Here is a 16232-nt window from a genome sequence, read left to right on the forward strand (position 1 = left end):
GTCAGACCTCGGCCGTGTTGGCGTGCTCGGTGCTCTTCTGCTCGCCCTCGTCGAACTTGGCCAAGGCCGCTCCGAGCAGCACGATGGAGGCGCCGAGCGTCCTCGAGATGCTCGTGTAGGTGCCCGCCACTGCCGCCTCCGCGTTGGTGAAGCTGCTGCGCATGCCGAGCGCGGCCGTCCAGATCCCGCCGAACGCCTCGTAGTTCGACGCCAGGCCACGGACCGGGCCGTTCTCGGGAAAGGCCACGGCCTCCGCATCGTAGGAGGTCGCGCCGGGAACGAACAGATCGAATATCTCGTCGAGCTCGTTCCTGGCGTTGCGAACCGCTTGGCGGCTGACGTCGACCCCGCCGTCGCTGCCCATGGCTTACTTTCCGTCGAACATGGCGGTGTTGATCCGCTCGACGTCCCGCATGTTCATGTTGGTGATGTTGATGTTCTGGGACAGCAGCTGGACGACGTCGGCCAGGTCCTTGGCACCCGTCTGCCAGACGACGCGGGCCTCCTGGTAGGCGATCTTCGCGGCACCCTCCCAGATCGCGGTCTTGGCGCTGAGCTGGTTCTCCAGGTCCTCGAGCTCGGCGACCAGCTCTTTGAAGGCGACGCCGAAGGCCGTCTCACCGGCCTCGAGACCGGCAAAGTTGATCTTAGTGACGTCAAAGATGTCGTGATCAGCCATCAGGGCCTACTTCCCGGTGGACTTGAGGTTGGCGTCGAGGTCGGCGTCGATCATCGCCGCGATCTTGTTGAACCGCTCTTCCTCTTGCTGGTTGAAGAGGTCGTAGTTCTTGTTGTTCGACTGGACCGACTCGGCGAGCTTGGTGAGGCTCTGGAGGATGACGTCCATCCGCTCGTGCCACGCGATGGTCACCTTCACGAACGCCGCACGCGATGTGCCTACCCAGTGGGCTGCCAGGTCCGCGTTGGCGGTGTCGAGCTTGCGCTGGATCCCCAGGATGTTCTCCTGGGACTTCATGATCAAGGAGATCGCTTGCTCAAGGTCCGCCCGACTTGCTTGTGCCTGATCGGCCATGTCACCTCCATGTGCTCCGGTTTCTCGCCCATCACAGTAATGATCAGGCGTCGCACAAACGGCCTGACTTCAGGTTAAGGTTTGGTTACATTTCTGGGGAAATTTCGTATACATGCAGCTCATGGGGTGAATTTGTGGGTCTCGGTGGCGTCTGAAGGTCGGCGCCCGTAATGTGACCTTGTGAGTGGTGATCCGGTTGACTGGTCGTCGCTGAGCGGCGCGCAGAGCCCCAAGAAGAGCGACCCGAACTTCAAGATGCAGTCGAGTGGCGTCAGACAGCTGGGCAAGGACTACTCCAGTCACAGCGACGACCTGGACGCGATGAGCACCAAGACCTCGTCCATCGATCTGCCCGCACTAACCTTCGGCGCGATCGGGTACGGCCTGGTCACCGCCCACAACAACGTGCGCGACAACACCGTGGACGCGCTCAAGCAGGGCAAGGACGTCCTGGACTCGTTTCGAACGGCGCTGGCCGGCGCGGCCGACAACAAGGACCTGGCGGACGAGGCAAGCAAGACCAGGGGCGGCGACGAGAAGGGGGGCCCGGACCTTTCCGGGCTCAAGTCCCAACTCGGAGGCGGGCCCAAGATTCCCACCGGCAAGGACCTGGGCCTCGACGGGCTCGGCGGCAAAGGCCCGAAGCTGCCTGATCAGAAGCTGCCCGACCACAAGTTGCCTGATCAGAAGTTGCCTGATCAGAAGCTGCCCGACCACAAGTTGCCTGACCACAAGTTGCCTGATCAGAAGCTGCCTGATCAGAAGCTGCCTGATCAGAAGCTGCCTGATCAGAAGCTGCCCGACCACAAGTTGCCCGACCAGCCGCAGATGCCTGACAGCAAGCTGCCCCAGCAGCCGCAGATTCCCGATCCGAAGGGGATCGACACGAGCGGCCTGAACCAGCGGCCGGCCAACCCGATCGAGAGCAAGCTGGCGTCATACGACCCCTCGGCGCAGGATCTCCTGGGAAGGACGCCGAACTCCAGCGCACCGCAGTCGGGAACGAGCTTCACCGACCCGAGGGGCGGGAGCGGCGTCAGTTACGGGGCAGGGGCGGGCGCAGGGGCAGGCGCCGGAACGGGCGCGCTCGGCGGCGCCGGAGCCCGTGGCATGACCGGAGGCGGGATGCCCATGTACTCGCCGATGGCGCCGGGTATGGGTGGCGGAACAGGCGAACAGGACAAGGACCGCGACGGCTCCAAGCTGTTGAAGGGCAACCCCGACGACTATGAGGACGACCAGGACATCGCGCCGCCCGTCCTCGGCAAGGAGTAGATCGCAGTGGGATCCGGCAAGTTCGTCACCGCCGCCTCCATGGTGTCGTCAACCATCCCCGTCATACCTGCGGTCATTCCGCTGGCCATGTTGTTCTGGGGTCTCGTGGCTTATCCCGAGAAGATGGGCGAAGGGGCCGACCACTGGAAGGATTCCACTCCTGCTCACGCTCCGACCCAGTCGACGCCATCGTTCGTGCAGGTGACCAACGAGGACAAGAAGAAAGAGGAATGGCACCCGCCGATGGCGGGGGACGACATCAAGCTCCTGCGCGATGCCCTGAAGCAGTTGCTGACGCAGGCGGAGAAGCAGCAGGTCTGGCAGGGGATGTCGTTCGACTCGTTCAAGAAGCTCGCTCTGGAGTTCGACGGCAAGCTCGCGGATCTGCAGGAGCTGCGCCTCGGCGTGAGCGGCAGCCTCGAGGCGGCGAAAACCGCTTACGACTTCCTCTCCGACCTGCTCCTTACCATTGCCAGCTTCGTCGTGGCCCTGGCCGCCTTCACCGCAGCGTCGAGCGTCACACCTCCGACATTCATAACCGCTCATGCTCGTGCCCTGCAGATCCTGCAGATGCTCTACCGGCAAGTCGGCAACATCATCGGGCTCATGTCGAAGCTGACCATGAAGATCACTTTCATGATGTCCGCCATGGGCTATACGGCCATTGCGCTGACCTCGCAGTTCCCCGGCATGAAGCCCCTCAAGGGGACACCGCCCGCCTTCGTCCAGGCGAAGGCCGTCTTCGATCCGGCCAAGCAGGAGGTCGCCAAGGACCCCACCGCCGATGTCCAGGCCAATGTGAAGCCGGACATGGGAGGGATGAGTAACGTCCTCCCCTTCCTGACGTAGGCGCAGGCGTCCTACTCCTCCGGGGGATAGGTCAGGAGCGTCCCGGGCCAGATGGCCTGGAGCCGGGGCCGATGTGATCGCGGTTGAAGTCGTAGCGAAACCGCCCTCGGCGACGGCCATGCCGCTCTTCACCGTGCCCGGGCGAGGCCGAAGTCGGCCCCGCCCCGCTGGCCACTCGAGGTCGCTGCCACCACGTCGTCGGTCTGCTCCGCGCACGTCTCCATCGCCGCGCGCAGCTTCTTCCCACCGGCCTCGAAACCGCTCACGCATGTCCTTTCCGCAGTTGACCGGAAGAGTCGGGACCCTAGCGTTTTCGGGTGTTTCGGCCTAGTTAAGGGCAATCGGATGGAGTGCTACGGCTGGGTCCAATTTCGGCCCTTCCGGGATGAGATGCAGGATCGAGGAGGGGATCGGTGTGACGTCGGTGGTTTCGTAGCCGAGGGTGGCGATCTGCGAGCCCGACAGGAGGGCGAACCTCCGTCCCTGATCGGTGATCAGGAAGTACTGGGTGATCGATGCGAGCTGGTTCTCACCGGGCAGCAGACCGGCGACGGCCGCCGCGCCCGGCGGTAGCAGGACCTGGTCGAAGTGCTCGGGATCGGCCGAGGTGCGAGGCGGATTGATCGCAATGCGGCTTCCCGTCGTCAGCTTCGCCTTGACCGAGCCCTTCTGGGCATCGGCGTAGACGGCGCACAGCGGCGCGGAGGCCGGCGGGTTCACGACCTGCGGCATCGTCGAGGGCAGCGCGCCGGTGATGACGTTCTGCTTGGACGGCGAGGCGTTCACCGACGCCGCGTCAGTCGAGAGGGGGACGGCCCTGCGCGAGCCGTACGCCTGCTTGCTGGCCGGGTCCTCGAGCAGGAGCCTGGCCTGGATGGCGGTGATGGGCGCGAAGCCGTCGTTGAGCAGGACGTACCAGCGATCCTCACTGCCGGGCAGCGCCGACACCTTGTACACCCGCCCGACGACCACGGTCGTCCTGCCGTCACGGCTCTTCAGCTTCCGTCCGCGGTCGCTTACCGGGGGCCCCTCGAAGTTCCCGCCCTGGGGGATGGCGTTGAGCCACGCCGGGGGCACCTTCCTGGCCTGCCCCCCGAGCATGCGCACCGCATGGGAAGCCGCCTTCATCCTGCGGTCGGCCCAGATGACCCAGTCCTGATGGCCGTCGTTGACCACCATCACACCGCTTCCGACGGGCGAGCCGCCGAGGTCGATCCCGCCGACCAGCGTGGTGTACGCCTTGCGGCCCAGGATCGGGTCCTCGCCCTCCACCACGCACACCGACCAGGGCGTCTTGACCAGTTCCTTGCGCGAGGGCAGCGAGTAGGGGGCGCCCGCGATGCCCACCAGAGGCCCTCTGCTGAACTCCCTGAGCGACGCGGCCGAGACGTTGCGCGTCTTGATCTCCGCGGCGTCGAGCAGCAGCCTGGCCGAGGTGTAGTTGGCGACGGGCATCAGCCGTCGCTCCTTCTGGCTGTAGACGTAGAGGGCGCCGCTCTCCTCCTCGACCAGAAGCTGTCCCGGCTGGGTCAGATTGGTGGCACCACCTGGACTGACCAGGCCCCAGATGCCGAAGACCGCCATGACCAGTACGCCAAGCAGGATGCCGCAGAACGTCGCGACGTTCTGCCGTCGCATGGGCGACTCCGGCACGTCGGGCTCGGCCTGCAGCAGGGCCATGCCCAGGCGTTGCTGCATCAGCCGGTGCGCCTGGTAGAGGTCCTTCCTGGTCTGCATCGCACTCCGTTTCTCCGGGGGATGCGGACCAGCATAGGAGCGAGCCGATCAGTCCGGCAGGGCGGTCTGGACGGGGGTGACGGTGCCGAGCGTCACCAGGAGCCCCCGCCCCGGCGGCCCGCCGACCGCGCCGCGCGGCAGCCGTACGGTGAACAGGTCGCCGTCGGCGGGGCTCTGTACCGACAGCAGCAGCCCCGTGCGTGACTTGCGGGTCTCGGCGACGAAGCCGCGGTAGGCGGTCGTCAGGTCGCCCGTCGTCCCCGCGATGATCAGGCCGTGCTCGCCGTCCCTGCCGGTCCTGAGCGTCTCCTCCATGAGCCGGCCGAGCGGCGAGTCGGGGTTGATCAGCTCGGCGTCGTCCACGACCAGGACGTAGCGTTCGCGTCCTTCGAGCAGCTCGCGCAGGCCCGTGGCGTCGCCGTCGAGGATCGCCAGCGCGCCCTCCAGGTCGCGCAGCGGGCTGCGGCGAGGGACGACGGCGACGACCGGCGTGCCGCGCGCGATCAAAGATCGGGCGGCGGTCAGCAGCGACGACGAGCGGCCCGAGCGGGGCGGCCCCGCGACGACGGCCCCCGGCCCGTGGGCGAGCAGATCGACGCCCACCGGAGCCAGCGCGTCGCCGCCCACGCCGAGCAGCCCCCACAGCGGCCCCTTCGGCGCGGGCCCGAGCGCCAGAGCCTGGCTCGCGGTGACGCGCATCGGGAGCGCGTCCACGCGCAGCGGCGGCTCGCCTTCGGGCTCGCGGGTGCGGGCCAGCGCCTGCAGCGCGGCCACCTGGGCGGGGCCGGACGGGTCGGGGTCGAGCAGCGCGATCTGGCTCTCCACGACGCCCTGCTCCCTCATGGCCAGCGCCCGGCCCTGGGGCATCGAGGCGGGCAGGTCCTTCAGCGGCAGCCCGGCCAGGCCGTAGTCGGCCGGGTCGGCGAGGCGGAGGATCAGCCGCTCGTCGAAGACCGTCGACACCTGGCCGAGCAGCGCCGAGCGGTCGCCCGTCACCACCGCCCGCAGCCCGACCGCGGGGCCCTCCCTGAGCAGCTGGAGCAGCACCTCGATGAGCCTGCCGTAGTCGTAGCCCTCGAAGGCGGCGACGTAGCCCTCCCACCTGTCGAGCATCAGCACCAGCCACGGCAGCCGGTGGCCCGCCGCGCGGTACTCGGCGAGCGAGGCGTGTCCCGCCTCCGCCAGCAACTGCTGCCTGCGCCCCACCTCCTCGCGCAGCCTGGTGAGCAGCCGCTCGACCCTGTCGAGCTGGTCGCGCGTGACGACCGCGCCGCAGTGCGGCAGCGCGACCAGCGGCAGCAGCGCTCCTGATCCGCAGTCGACGGCGTGCACGTGCACGTCGGCGGGGGAGCGCGCGGCGGCGATGGCGCCCGCGATCGTGCGCAGGGCCGTGGACCTGCCGCTGCGCGCCGCGCCCGCGATCAGCAGGTGGCCGCCCCGTTCGAGGTCGAGCGTCAACGGCCGCCGTTCCTGCGCCCACGGCAGGTCGCTCAGCCCGAACGCCAGCCCCTCGGGCGGATCGAGGACGACCTGCGCGGGCAGCGGCGGCAGCCACGGGCTCGGCTGCTCGGGCACCTCAGCCCGCTCCGCCGCCGCTGCGATCGTGTCGGCCAGGATCGCCAGGTCGGAGATCGCCGGCCCTTCGAGGGGTTCGGGCGCGGGCGGCAGCGGCCTGCCCAGAGCGGGCCAGCCCAGCGCCACCGCGCGCAGCCGCGCCTGCGCGTCGCCGGGGGCGCGCCCGCCCACCCTCGCGGCCTGGACGGCGACCGCCGCCCCCGACCCCGACCTGACATAGCACCGGCCAGGAGTCGCCTTGGAGATGTGCGCGGCGTCGGGCACGTCGATCACATCGGCCGACTCGGCCGCCTCGGTCACCCTGAGCGCGATCCGCAGCGAGGTGTTCGCCTGGATGTCGGCCGTCACCACCCCGGCAGGGCGCTGCGTGGCCAGGATGAGGTGGATGCCGAGCGAACGCCCCCTGCGCGCGATGTCGACGAGCCCCGCCACGAAGTCGGGCAGCTCGGCGACCAGCGCGGCGAACTCGTCGATGATCAGCACGAGGCGCGGGAGCGTGCCCTCGTACTCCTCGATGTCCTTGGCCCCCGCCTCCAGCAGCAACCGTTCCCTGCGCCTGATCTCGGCGGCGAGCGAGGTGAGCGCGCGCTGGGTGAGATGGCCGTCGAGGTCGCTGACCATGCCGACGGTATGCGGCAGCCTGGCGCAGTCCTTGAACGCAGCCCCACCCTTGTAGTCGATCAGCACGAACGTGAGCTGGTCCGGCCTGTTCCGCGCGGCCAGCGCGCAGATGAGCGTCTGGAGCAGCTCCGACTTGCCCGCGCCCGTCGTGCCGGCGATCAGCGCGTGGGGGCCGTCCTTGGCGAGGTCGACGGTGAACGGGCCGTCGGGGCCGACGCCCAGCAGCGCCTCGGTGCTCGGAGCGTTCCATCGGACGGGCGGGTGCAACAGGTCGAGCAGGCGCACGGCCTCGGGCAGGCTGTCCGAGGGGTCGTCGCGGGAGACGTCGAGGAGCGGCGACAGCGCCCTGGCCAGACGCTCGCACCACGACGGCGGTACCCGGTCGGCCAGCGCGGCGCCGAGCACGTCGAGGCCGCCGCCGCGCAGCCGTACCAGGCCGTCGAGGCCGCAGGCGGCCACGGTCTCGCACTCCTCCGGCAGCAGCCGCTGCTCCTCGTCGACGGCCAGGGTGTAGACGCCCGCGCGCGGGCCCTGCCGCAGCACCTGGGGCATGCCGGGCAGTCCGCGCAGGACCTGCGCGCCGTCGAGCACCACCAGCACGTCGTAGGGCCGCTCGTCGTAGGAGGGCCGGTGGTCGGCCGCCTCGGGGCCGCCCAGGTCGTCCCAGCCGGTCGGGACCTTCCCGAACTCGGGGATCGCGGTGTTGAGCCGCTCGTCGATCAGCGCGGTCAGCTCCGCCACCCGCCTGCCCGCCGACTCGGGATCGGCGCCGATCAGCGCCACGCAGTCCTCACCGCGGTGCGGCGCGCAGTGCGGCAGCCACCGCACCCAGCCCCACCGCTCCTGCGCGTCGGGGCAGGCCGAGATCACCACGATCGCCAGGTCGCGCGGGCTGTGCAACGCGGCCGCCTGGGCGACCAGCCACGACACCAGGCCCGCGGCGTCCTCGCGCGGGCCCGTCACGCCCGCGACGCCGAGCCTGCGCATCGGCAGCGCCACCGGCACCTTCTCGCAGACCGGAGTGTCGTACGGCACGTCGAACTCCAGCTCCGCCGGCAGATCGGCGAGCCCGACGCGGAGCCTGAGGGCGTCGGCGTCGTGGATCCTGCGCTCCCACAGCCGCCTGCGCGGTCCCGTCGCGGTCAGCAGCACCTCGGCGGGATCGGGGGCCGCCGCCCTCCTGGCCCGCTGGTCGGTCCTGCGGGCCTGCTCGACCTCCTCGCGGAAGAGGGCGAGGTCCTCCCTGTACTGCTTGGCCGAGCGCTTGTCCTGCCTGCGCCCGTGCCGCCGGTCGCTCCACCACTGGCCGACCATGATGAGCGGGGTCATGAGCGCGATGAGCAGGTAGTACCACTGGCCGGTGACGAGCATCATCGTCACGCCGAGGACGGCGGGCAGGAAGGCGGCCAGCAGCTGCAGCCGCATCGTCTCCGCGCGCTTGGGCTCCTGCGGGACCTCGAACCTGCGCGCCGTGTCGGGCCGCTTCAGCCGGGGCGGGCGGTTGTAGGCCAGGCCGCCGTCCGGATGCGGCGCGAGGTGGGCGTCGGCGGGCTCGATCGCGGTCAGCGTGAAGATCGAGGAACCGGCGGTGAGCAGGGCGTGCTCGGGCCAGTCGACGGGGGCGGTGACGGGCTCGCCGTCCATGAGGATGCCGGGCGGCTCGCCCATCGGCGGGGTGTCCCGCAGTGCCAGCTCGTCGAGCTCCTCGGCGTACCTGCCCTTCGCCTTCTTCCTCGGCGGCTCTTGGTGCCTGGCGGGCGGGGGCTCGACGGTGATCGCGGCAGGGGTGACCCTGACGATCGCGGCCTCGGGCACCAGGGCGGGATCCCGTACGGCCATCGCGCACGTGAGGTCGGCGCCGATCACATGGACGCCCAGGCCAAGGCGGTGCACGGAACCCGCGTCGGGACCGCCGACGACTCTGACCTCGGCCACCCCGCCGGGCTCCGCGACGACGGTCAGGCCCGCCAGCCTGGGGTGCAGGGTGATCGTGTCGCCGTCGCGCAGGACGGCCCGCGCGGGCGCCCTCGGGTCGACGGGCTTGCCGTCGCGCCACACCGTCGGCCCCTCGAACCCGAGCCCCGAGCCCGTCGCCCAGGCGTCCTCGCCCGCCGGGGGCGCCGCCGTGCGCACCTCGCTTCGCTGCCGGGGGATGCGGGGCGAGCCGCCGAGCCCGTACGGCGCGCGGCTCCTGGACAGGCGGACCACCTTTGCCAGCGGCTCCTCGGGCGGCTCCGTCAGGGCCTCGGCCACCTTGGCGACCGTGGTGGCCTCGTCGCCCTCGATCACGACGTCACGGTCGCCGCGCTCGTCGAGCACGGTGAGCATGATCCGCATGTGCCGTCTCCTCGGGGTCGGACCGGCCGCCACGCTAACCCTTGCCTGCCGTGTTCGCCGCCCGGATGACGACTCCGGCATGAATGACCATTCGCCGGGCGAGCGCGCCGGTCCGCACGGGGTTACGCCTTTCAGGACTGCCGCAGGCGGGGTCGCGGTTCGACGCGACGATGCCGGGGCGTGAAAGGGGGGCTGTTGTGTCAGGAAGGGGGTTGCTGGTGGGCCCGCGTGCGATCCTTCAGCTCCTCCGCCTTCTCCTCCAGCAGCCCGGCGTAGGCGTTCACCTCGGCGGTCACCTCCACCAGGTTCGAGGCCGCCTTGTGCAGCCCGCCGACCACCCGCGAGGTGGCAGGAGCGCCCGCGACACGCGAGACCCAGCGACGACGGAGCCGGGCGAAGAGCCCGCGAAGCCTGCCCATGCGACCAAGCATCCCACAGTTTGAACAGGTTCAGGTGACGAACATGTGAATTCTGAGACGAATGTGGTTGCTATCACTAAATAAGCGGGCATTTCAAGCAGCTTTAATTAACGGGTCTGGTTGACAGCCTCCTACCTGCGAAAGGAGCATTGTTCATCGCATTCGGGCCCCGCGCCAGGCCGGTAGATGCACATAATGGCCTGAATTCCGCAATTTCATCATGGGAGCCCCCCACCTATGAGGACCAGCGAAAAGCCTGCCGTCAACGCGGCAGGACCCGCAGGCGTGCTCTCCAGCAGCGCTTCCCGCAAGCTCCCCGTGCCGCCACGCGAGCGGAAACCCGCGCTCGCGGCGCTTGCCGTACTCCTCATTCTCGGTGGCGCGCTGGCCACCACATTGCTGGTCATGCGCAGCGGCGACCGCATTTCCGCCATCAGGGTCGTGCAACAGATCGGGGCGGGTCAGAAGATCTCCCCCAATGCGCTGGAAGAGGTGCAGATAGCCGATACGGGCATCGGATATGTGGCGTGGTCGCGGCGGCTCGCGGTGATCGAGACGTACGCGAGCGTGACCCTCCTGCCCGGCACCCTCCTCACCGACGAGATGACCGTCACCGCCAGCAAGGAGCTCGGCCCCGGCAAGGCCAAGGTCGGGCTCGCGCTCAAGCCTGGCCAGGCGCCCGCGGGCCTGAAGGAGGGCGACCGCGTGCAGGTCATCCACGTGCCAGGACGGTCGGCGACCGCGCAGAGCAGGGTGCTCGCCCCCAACGCCCTGGTCCACATCGTGGGCGAGCCCACCAGATCGGGTTCGGCGGGCCTGATCACGGTGATCGTCGACGCGACCGTGTCGCCGCAGATCGCCGCCTATGCCTCCAGCGGCGAGATCGCGGTGGCCGAGCTGCCGGGAGCGCGCTGACGTGGCGCTGATCGTGCTGGCCGCCGACAAGGGCGCGCCGGGTGTCACCACCGCGGCGACCGCGCTCGGCGCCGTCTGGCCGCGTGCCGTCCTGCTGGCCGAATGCGATCCGGCGGGCGGCGACCTCGCCTACCGGCTGCCCGCCCTGGACGGCGGGATGCTCAACTCCGGCAGGGGCCTGCTCACGCTGGGCGCGACCGCCAGGCGCGGGCTCGAACCAGGGCAGATCCACGAGCACACCCAGAAGATCATCGGCGGGCTCGACGTCTTGGCGGGGCTGACCCACGGCGAGCAGGCGGCCGGGCTCACCTGGATGTGGGGGCCGCTGGGCCGTGCGCTGTCCGCTCTGCCGCACGCCGACGTGCTGGCCGACTGCGGCAGGCTCGGCGCGCACGCGCAGGTGAGCGAGCTGATCGCGGAGGCCGAGCTGCTCGTGCTGCTCACGAGGGCCAGCCTCGACCACGTCGCCCACCTCCGCGAGCGCCTCGCCATCCTGCCCAAGGGCCCGCAGGTCGGAGTGGTCGTGATCGCCGACCCGCGCACCTACCGCGCCTCCATCGACGAGGTGCGCAGGATCGTGGGCGGCCAGGCGGCCTTCGTGGCGGGGCTCGCGCACGACCCCAAGGGTGCTGAGTTGCTGCGCGGCCAGTGGGGAGGGCGGCTCGACCGCTCCCTGCTCATCCGTACGGCCCGCGAGCTGGCAGGACGCCTCTCCTCCCAGGTGAGGGTGTCATGACACTCGACCACTCGCTGGTGAAGCGCTTCCGGCAGGAGGTCGGCGACCGCCTGGCCCACCAGCGCCGTCTGGACCAGGCCAACGGCATGCCCGCGATGACGGGCGAGGACGAGCGGCAGTTCGCCAGGGCGCTGACCTCCCAGGTGCTGGAGGAGTTCGCGCGCGGCGAGATCGGCTCCGGCCGCACCCCGCCGACGCTGGAAGAGGAGGAGGCGCTCGCCGCGGGCATCCACGCCGCGCTGTTCGGCGTCGGCCGCCTCCAGCCGCTGCTCGACGACGCCGACGTCGAGAACATCGACATCAACGGCTGCGACCGCGTCTTCGTCGGCTACGCCGACGGCCAGGAGCTCACCCACGAGCCCGTCGCCGAGTCCGACGAGGAGCTGATCGAGCTCATCCAGATCCTGGCCGCCTACTCGGGCCTGTCCAGCAGGCCGTTCGACACCGCCAACCCGCAGCTCGACCTGCGCCTGCCCGACGGCTCCCGGCTGTCCGCCGTCATGGACGTGACGGTCAGGCCCGCCGTGTCGATCCGCCGCGCCAGGCTCGGCAAGGTCTTCCTGTCCGACCTGGTGGGCAACGGCACGCTGAGCCCGAACCTGGCCCGCTTCCTCAGCGCCGCGGTCGCCGCCCGCAAGAACATCATGATCGCCGGCTCCACCAACGCGGGCAAGACGACGCTGCTGCGGGCGCTGGCCAACGAGATCCCCGCCGTCGAGCGGCTGATCACCGTCGAACGGGCGCTGGAGCTCGGCCTCGACCAGTTCCCCGAGCTGCACCCCAACGTGGTGGCCTTCGAGCAACGGCTGCCCAACTCCGAGGGGCAGGGCGAGATCACCATGGCCGAGCTGGTGCGCAGGTCGCTGCGGATGAACCCGTCCCGCGTGATCGTCGGCGAGGTCCTCGGCGACGAGATCGTCACCATGCTCAACGCCATGACGCAGGGCAACGACGGCTCCCTGTCCACCATCCACGCCAACTCCAGCATGGAGGTCTTCAACCGCATCTCCACCTACGCGCTGCAGGCCGCCGAGCGGCTGCCCGTCGACGCCACCCACATGCTCATCGCCGGCGCCATCGACTTCGTCGTCTTCATCGAGAAGCGCAACGACTACGCGTCGGGCGGCACGCTGCGGCGCTTCGTCTCCAGCGTCAGGGAGGTGAACGGCGTCGACGGGCGCGTCCTGTCCAGCGAGATCTTCGCGCCGGGGCCCGACGGCGCCGCCGTGCCGCACGCGCCGGTCTCCTGCCTCGACGAGCTCACCCCGCACGGCTACGTCCCCGGAGGCTGGTGATGATCGGCCTCGACCCCCTGGCCATGCTCGCGGGCGCCGCCGCCGGCGGCGGCCTCTTCCTGCTCTTCCTCTCCCTCCACGGCATGCGCCCCCGCCCCGCCTCGTCGCCTCGCCGCCTGCTCCGCACGCTCTCCACCCGCACGGCGGTGGCGGCTATCCTGGCCACGCTGATCCTCGCCGTGACCCAGTGGCCGGTGATGGCGGGCGGCGCCGCGCTGCTCGTCTTCGCCTGGCGCGGGCTGTCCGGCGGCGCGGCCTCCGAACGGGCGGCCATGGTGCGTCTCGAAGGGCTCGCCGCGTGGACCGAGTCGTTGCGCGACACGATCGCGGGCGCGGCGGGCCTGGAGCAGGCCATCCCCTCGTCGATCCGCGCCGCCGCGCCGATGCTGCGCCCGCACCTGCGGGCCATGGTCGACCGGCTCCACACGAGGATGGCGCTGCCCGACGCCCTGCGGCTGTTCGCCGACGAGCTCGACGACCCCTCCGCCGACCTGGTCATCGCGGCCCTCATCCTCAACGCCAAACTGCGCGGGCCCGGGCTGCGGGACGTGCTGGGGGCGCTGGCGGTCTCGGCCAGGGAGGAGCTGGACATGCGCCGCCGCGTCGAAGCGGAGCGTCGCTCCACCCGCAGATCGGTGCAGATCGTCGTGCTCACCGCGCTCGGCTTCGCGGCGGCGCTGGTGGTGTTCAACCCGTCCTACGTGGCCGAGTACCGCTCATGGCTGGGACAGGCCGTCCTCGTGGTGGTGGCGGGGCTGTTCGGCGCGGGGTTCGCGTGGATGCGACGGCTGGCCCGCTTCGACAAACCGACCCGCCTGCTCGCCCTCGACCTCCCCAAGCCCACGGGAGCCCCTCATGCCTGACATCCGCCGGTCGCCCCTGACCTCCCACCGCTTGGGCGAGTGCTCCGCCGGCCGGCCGGGCCAGCCGTACGGGAAGGAGGGGTCGGGTGGTTGAGGGTGTGCTGGCCGGAGGGGTCCTGGGGCTCGGGCTCTTCCTCCTGGCGCGGGCGCTCTTCCCCGCCCGCCCTGGGCTCGTGGCCCGCCTCATGGCGCTCGACGCCGCCAGGGAGGACGCCGACGCGCCCCGCCTCCAGCTCGTCCTTCCCGACGAGGAGGTCAGCGCGTTCAGACGCGGTCTCGGCGTACGGCTCGCCAGGCTCTACGCCGCGAGAGGCTGGGAGGTCCGCTCGATCAAGGCCGACCTCGCGCTGGTCGGACGCTCCTTCGAGGGGTTCCTGGCCACCAAGGCGCTCCTCGCCGCCTCAGGACTGCTCGCCTTCCCCGTGCTCGTCGGATGGCTGGTGCTGATGAAGTGGGGCGTGTCGCTCACCATTCCGTTCTGGGCGGCGCTGGCCGTTTCCCTGGTGTTCTTCCTCCTGCCTGACCTGCAGATCAGAAGGGACGCGGCGGCGAAGCGGCGCGACTTCCGCCACGTCGTCGGAGCGTTCCTCGACCTGGTCGCCATGAACCTGGCGGGCGGGCGCGGCGTCCCCGAGGCGCTCATGATGGCCGTCTCGGTCAGCGGCGACTCGCCGAACTGGGCGATGTCCCGCATCAGGGAGGCGCTCAGCGGGGCGAGGATCGTCGGCATCACCCCGTGGCAGGCGCTCGGCCAGCTCGGCGAGGAGATCAACGTCGACGAGCTGCGCGACCTGTCGGCGGCGCTCGGGCTCGTGGCCGACGACGGCGCGAAGGTGCGCGCCTCGCTCACCGCCCGCGCCGCCACCCTGCGCCGCCGCGAACTCGCCGAGATCGAGGGGCGGGCGGGGGAGCGGTCCCAGTCCATGCTCGTCGCCCAGCTCCTGCTGTGCGCCGGGTTCGTGATCTTTCTCAGTTTTCCCGCCGCTATGAAGATGTTGGGGTCCTGATGAACCATCCATGGATCGTGTACCTGACGGCGTACCTCGGGGTCCGCCTCCACCGCGCCCGCACCGCCCCGTCGCGGGGGGCGTCCGCCGTCGAGTGGGTGATCATCACCGCGATCATCGCCGGGGTGGCGCTCGGGCTCGCGACGCTCATCAAGACGCTGGTCGAGCAGAAGCAGACCGACCTGCAGAACAGCTTCGGCGGCGGCGGGTCCGGCGGCGGCGACGAGTGAACCTCGCCCGCGACCTGTCCCGGCACGATGCCGGTCGTCCGTCGGCCGGGGAGGCGTCGCCCGATGTGAAGAGCGGGCAGCGGGGGGCGACGGTCGTGGAGCTGGCGCTCATCATGCCGGTCGTCCTGGCCGTGGTCCTCCTCATCGTGCAGGTCGCGCTGTGGTTCCACGGGCGGCAGGTGGCCGACGCCGCCGCCAGGGAGGGGGCGAGGGTCGCCAGGTCGGCCCCGTTCGACTCGACGAGCTGGCAGGACGAGGCCGTCTCCAGGGCCGAGGACGTCGCCCGCGCGATCGGCCCCCGCATCCTCGGCGGCGCCGCCGCGTCAGCTGTACCGAAGGGAAGCGATGAGCGATGGGTGACGGTGACGGGCAGCGCCGTGCAGGTGATCCCGCTGCTCCCCGAGCTGACGTTCACGATCACGGCGACCTCGGGAGGACCGGTGGAGTGCTTCCGCCCCGACAACGGAGGCGACGACTGCCGTTGAACGCGGACAGAGGCTCGATGGCCGTCGAGACCGTGATGCTGGCCCCGGTCTTCCTGCTGTTCCTGCTGTTCCTGGCAGGCGCGGGACGGCTGGTGGAGGCGCAGGGCGAGGTGAACGGCGCGGCCATGGACGCGGCGCGGGCCGCCTCCGTCCAGCGCACGCTCGACGCGGCGGAAGGCGCGGCCCAGGACAGCGCGAGGTCGGCGCTGGAGGGGCAGTGCGCCGCGCCGCAGGTCTCGCTGTCGGGCACCAGGTGGGAGGAGGGCGGCCAGGTCCAGGCGGCGGTCACCTGCGAGCTCGACCTGGAGTTCCTGGGCTTCGGCGCCACCAAGCGGATGACGGGCACCTCGGTCGTCCCGCTGGAGCAGTTCAGGAGGGTCGATTGAGCGAGCGCGGGTCGATGTCGGTGTTCACCGTGCTGTTCTCGGTGGTGGTGTTCCTGCTGGCCGGGCTGCTCGTGGACGGAGGTGCGGCGATCAACGCCAGGCTGCGGGCCGCCGACGTGGCCGAGCAGGCGGCCAGGGCGGGCGCGGACCGGATCGACGTCGAACACCTGCGCCAGACCGGCCAGGCCCGCCTGCTCGGCCAGGACGAGGTGTGCGCGCGGGCCACCGAGGTGATCAACGCCTACTCCGCCGCCGACGTACGGCCCGCCGACTGCCGGGTCGGGGACGCCCAGACGCAGGTGACGGTCTGGGTCCGGGTGCGCTGGACGGCCTACTTCCTCGGCGCGCTCGGATTCCCAGGCGCCGAGATGGAGGGGCAGGCCACCGCCGCGCCCGACGCCCGCTGAGCCAGACCGAATCACGTCACTCGCTGGCTCGGCCCGCGGCGGGTGACGACGCTTGATGCGAA

Annotated in this window: 18 protein-coding genes; 11 read left to right on the forward strand and 7 right to left on the reverse strand. The window is 70.6% G+C overall.

What is annotated here, in order from left to right; translation table 11 throughout:
- Position 1: 1 nt before the first annotated feature.
- The 3 genes from AB0B45_RS28865 to AB0B45_RS28875 are packed head-to-tail and all read right to left on the reverse strand — an operon-like array spanning position 2 to position 1033.
- Positions 2-364, reverse strand: coding sequence for a hypothetical protein (locus AB0B45_RS28865; protein ID WP_358136653.1), 363 nt, complete (start codon positions 362-364; stop codon positions 2-4).
- Between the two features lie 3 nt (positions 365-367).
- A complete protein-coding gene (locus AB0B45_RS28870) occupies positions 368-679 on the reverse strand; it encodes a WXG100 family type VII secretion target (protein ID WP_358136656.1) in 312 nt (103 codons plus the stop codon).
- Positions 680-685: 6 nt separating this feature from the next.
- On the reverse strand, positions 686-1033 hold the full coding sequence (locus tag AB0B45_RS28875) for a WXG100 family type VII secretion target (protein ID WP_358136658.1): 348 nt from the start codon (positions 1031-1033) through the stop codon (positions 686-688).
- A 180-nt stretch (positions 1034-1213) separates the two neighbouring features.
- On the opposite strand from AB0B45_RS28875, the gene AB0B45_RS28880 reads away from it, so the two are divergent.
- Both AB0B45_RS28880 and AB0B45_RS28885 read left to right on the forward strand, forming a co-directional pair.
- On the forward strand, positions 1214-2308 hold the full coding sequence (locus AB0B45_RS28880) for a hypothetical protein (RefSeq protein ID WP_358136661.1): 1095 nt from the start codon (positions 1214-1216) through the stop codon (positions 2306-2308).
- 6 nt (positions 2309-2314) lie between these two features.
- Positions 2315-3157 (forward strand): hypothetical protein, encoded by an 843-nt coding sequence (locus tag AB0B45_RS28885; protein ID WP_358136663.1) that lies wholly within the window; start codon positions 2315-2317, stop codon positions 3155-3157.
- Between the two features lie 128 nt (positions 3158-3285).
- On the opposite strand, the gene AB0B45_RS28890 is transcribed toward AB0B45_RS28885, so the two are convergent.
- The 4 genes from AB0B45_RS28890 to AB0B45_RS28905 all read right to left on the reverse strand — a co-directional run bounded on the left by AB0B45_RS28890 (position 3286) and on the right by AB0B45_RS28905 (position 9846).
- Positions 3286-3423 carry a hypothetical protein gene (locus AB0B45_RS28890; RefSeq protein WP_358136665.1) on the reverse strand — a complete coding sequence of 46 codons (138 nt, stop codon included), beginning with the start codon at positions 3421-3423 and terminating at the stop codon, positions 3286-3288.
- 61 nt (positions 3424-3484) lie between these two features.
- Positions 3485-4894 (reverse strand): type VII secretion protein EccB, encoded by a 1410-nt coding sequence (eccB, locus tag AB0B45_RS28895; protein WP_358136667.1) that lies wholly within the window; start codon positions 4892-4894, stop codon positions 3485-3487.
- Positions 4895-4942: 48 nt separating this feature from the next.
- Positions 4943-9427, reverse strand: a complete 4485-nt coding sequence (locus tag AB0B45_RS28900) for an FtsK/SpoIIIE domain-containing protein (RefSeq protein WP_358136670.1) — start codon at positions 9425-9427, stop codon at positions 4943-4945.
- Between the two features lie 200 nt (positions 9428-9627).
- Positions 9628-9846, reverse strand: coding sequence for a hypothetical protein (locus tag AB0B45_RS28905; protein ID WP_358136673.1), 219 nt, complete (start codon positions 9844-9846; stop codon positions 9628-9630).
- 237 nt (positions 9847-10083) lie between these two features.
- Here AB0B45_RS28905 and AB0B45_RS28910 point away from each other — a divergent pair, with 237 nt between their 5' ends.
- The 9 genes from AB0B45_RS28910 (at position 10084) to AB0B45_RS28950 (ending at position 16170) form a co-directional block, all read left to right on the forward strand.
- A complete protein-coding gene (locus AB0B45_RS28910; protein WP_358136675.1) occupies positions 10084-10761 on the forward strand; it encodes a hypothetical protein in 678 nt (225 codons plus the stop codon).
- A 1-nt stretch (position 10762) separates the two neighbouring features.
- Complete coding sequence (locus AB0B45_RS28915; RefSeq protein ID WP_358136678.1) at positions 10763-11497, forward strand: hypothetical protein; 735 nt, start codon at positions 10763-10765, stop codon at positions 11495-11497.
- Positions 11494-12792, forward strand: coding sequence for an ATPase, T2SS/T4P/T4SS family (locus tag AB0B45_RS28920; RefSeq protein ID WP_358136681.1), 1299 nt, complete (start codon positions 11494-11496; stop codon positions 12790-12792). Before AB0B45_RS28915 ends, AB0B45_RS28920 begins: the two co-directional genes overlap by 4 nt.
- Positions 12792-13655 carry a type II secretion system F family protein gene (locus tag AB0B45_RS28925; protein WP_358136684.1) on the forward strand — a complete coding sequence of 288 codons (864 nt, stop codon included), beginning with the start codon at positions 12792-12794 and terminating at the stop codon, positions 13653-13655. The genes AB0B45_RS28920 and AB0B45_RS28925 overlap by 1 nt, the downstream gene beginning before the upstream one ends.
- Positions 13656-13741: 86 nt before the next feature.
- On the forward strand, positions 13742-14662 hold the full coding sequence (locus AB0B45_RS28930; RefSeq protein ID WP_358136685.1) for a type II secretion system protein: 921 nt from the start codon (positions 13742-13744) through the stop codon (positions 14660-14662).
- A complete protein-coding gene (locus tag AB0B45_RS28935; RefSeq protein WP_358136687.1) occupies positions 14662-14892 on the forward strand; it encodes a hypothetical protein in 231 nt (76 codons plus the stop codon). The genes AB0B45_RS28930 and AB0B45_RS28935 overlap by 1 nt, the downstream gene beginning before the upstream one ends.
- A 65-nt stretch (positions 14893-14957) precedes the next feature.
- Positions 14958-15377, forward strand: a complete 420-nt coding sequence (locus AB0B45_RS28940) for a TadE family protein (RefSeq protein WP_358136690.1) — start codon at positions 14958-14960, stop codon at positions 15375-15377.
- A 17-nt stretch (positions 15378-15394) separates the two neighbouring features.
- On the forward strand, positions 15395-15763 hold the full coding sequence (locus AB0B45_RS28945; RefSeq protein WP_358136692.1) for a TadE/TadG family type IV pilus assembly protein: 369 nt from the start codon (positions 15395-15397) through the stop codon (positions 15761-15763).
- Positions 15760-16170, forward strand: a complete 411-nt coding sequence (locus tag AB0B45_RS28950; RefSeq protein WP_358136694.1) for a pilus assembly protein TadG-related protein — start codon at positions 15760-15762, stop codon at positions 16168-16170. The genes AB0B45_RS28945 and AB0B45_RS28950 overlap by 4 nt, the downstream gene beginning before the upstream one ends.
- Positions 16171-16232 lie beyond the last annotated feature (62 nt).

Source organism: Nonomuraea sp. NPDC049152 (assembly GCF_040648355.1).
GTDB lineage: Bacteria > Actinomycetota > Actinomycetes > Streptosporangiales > Streptosporangiaceae > Nonomuraea.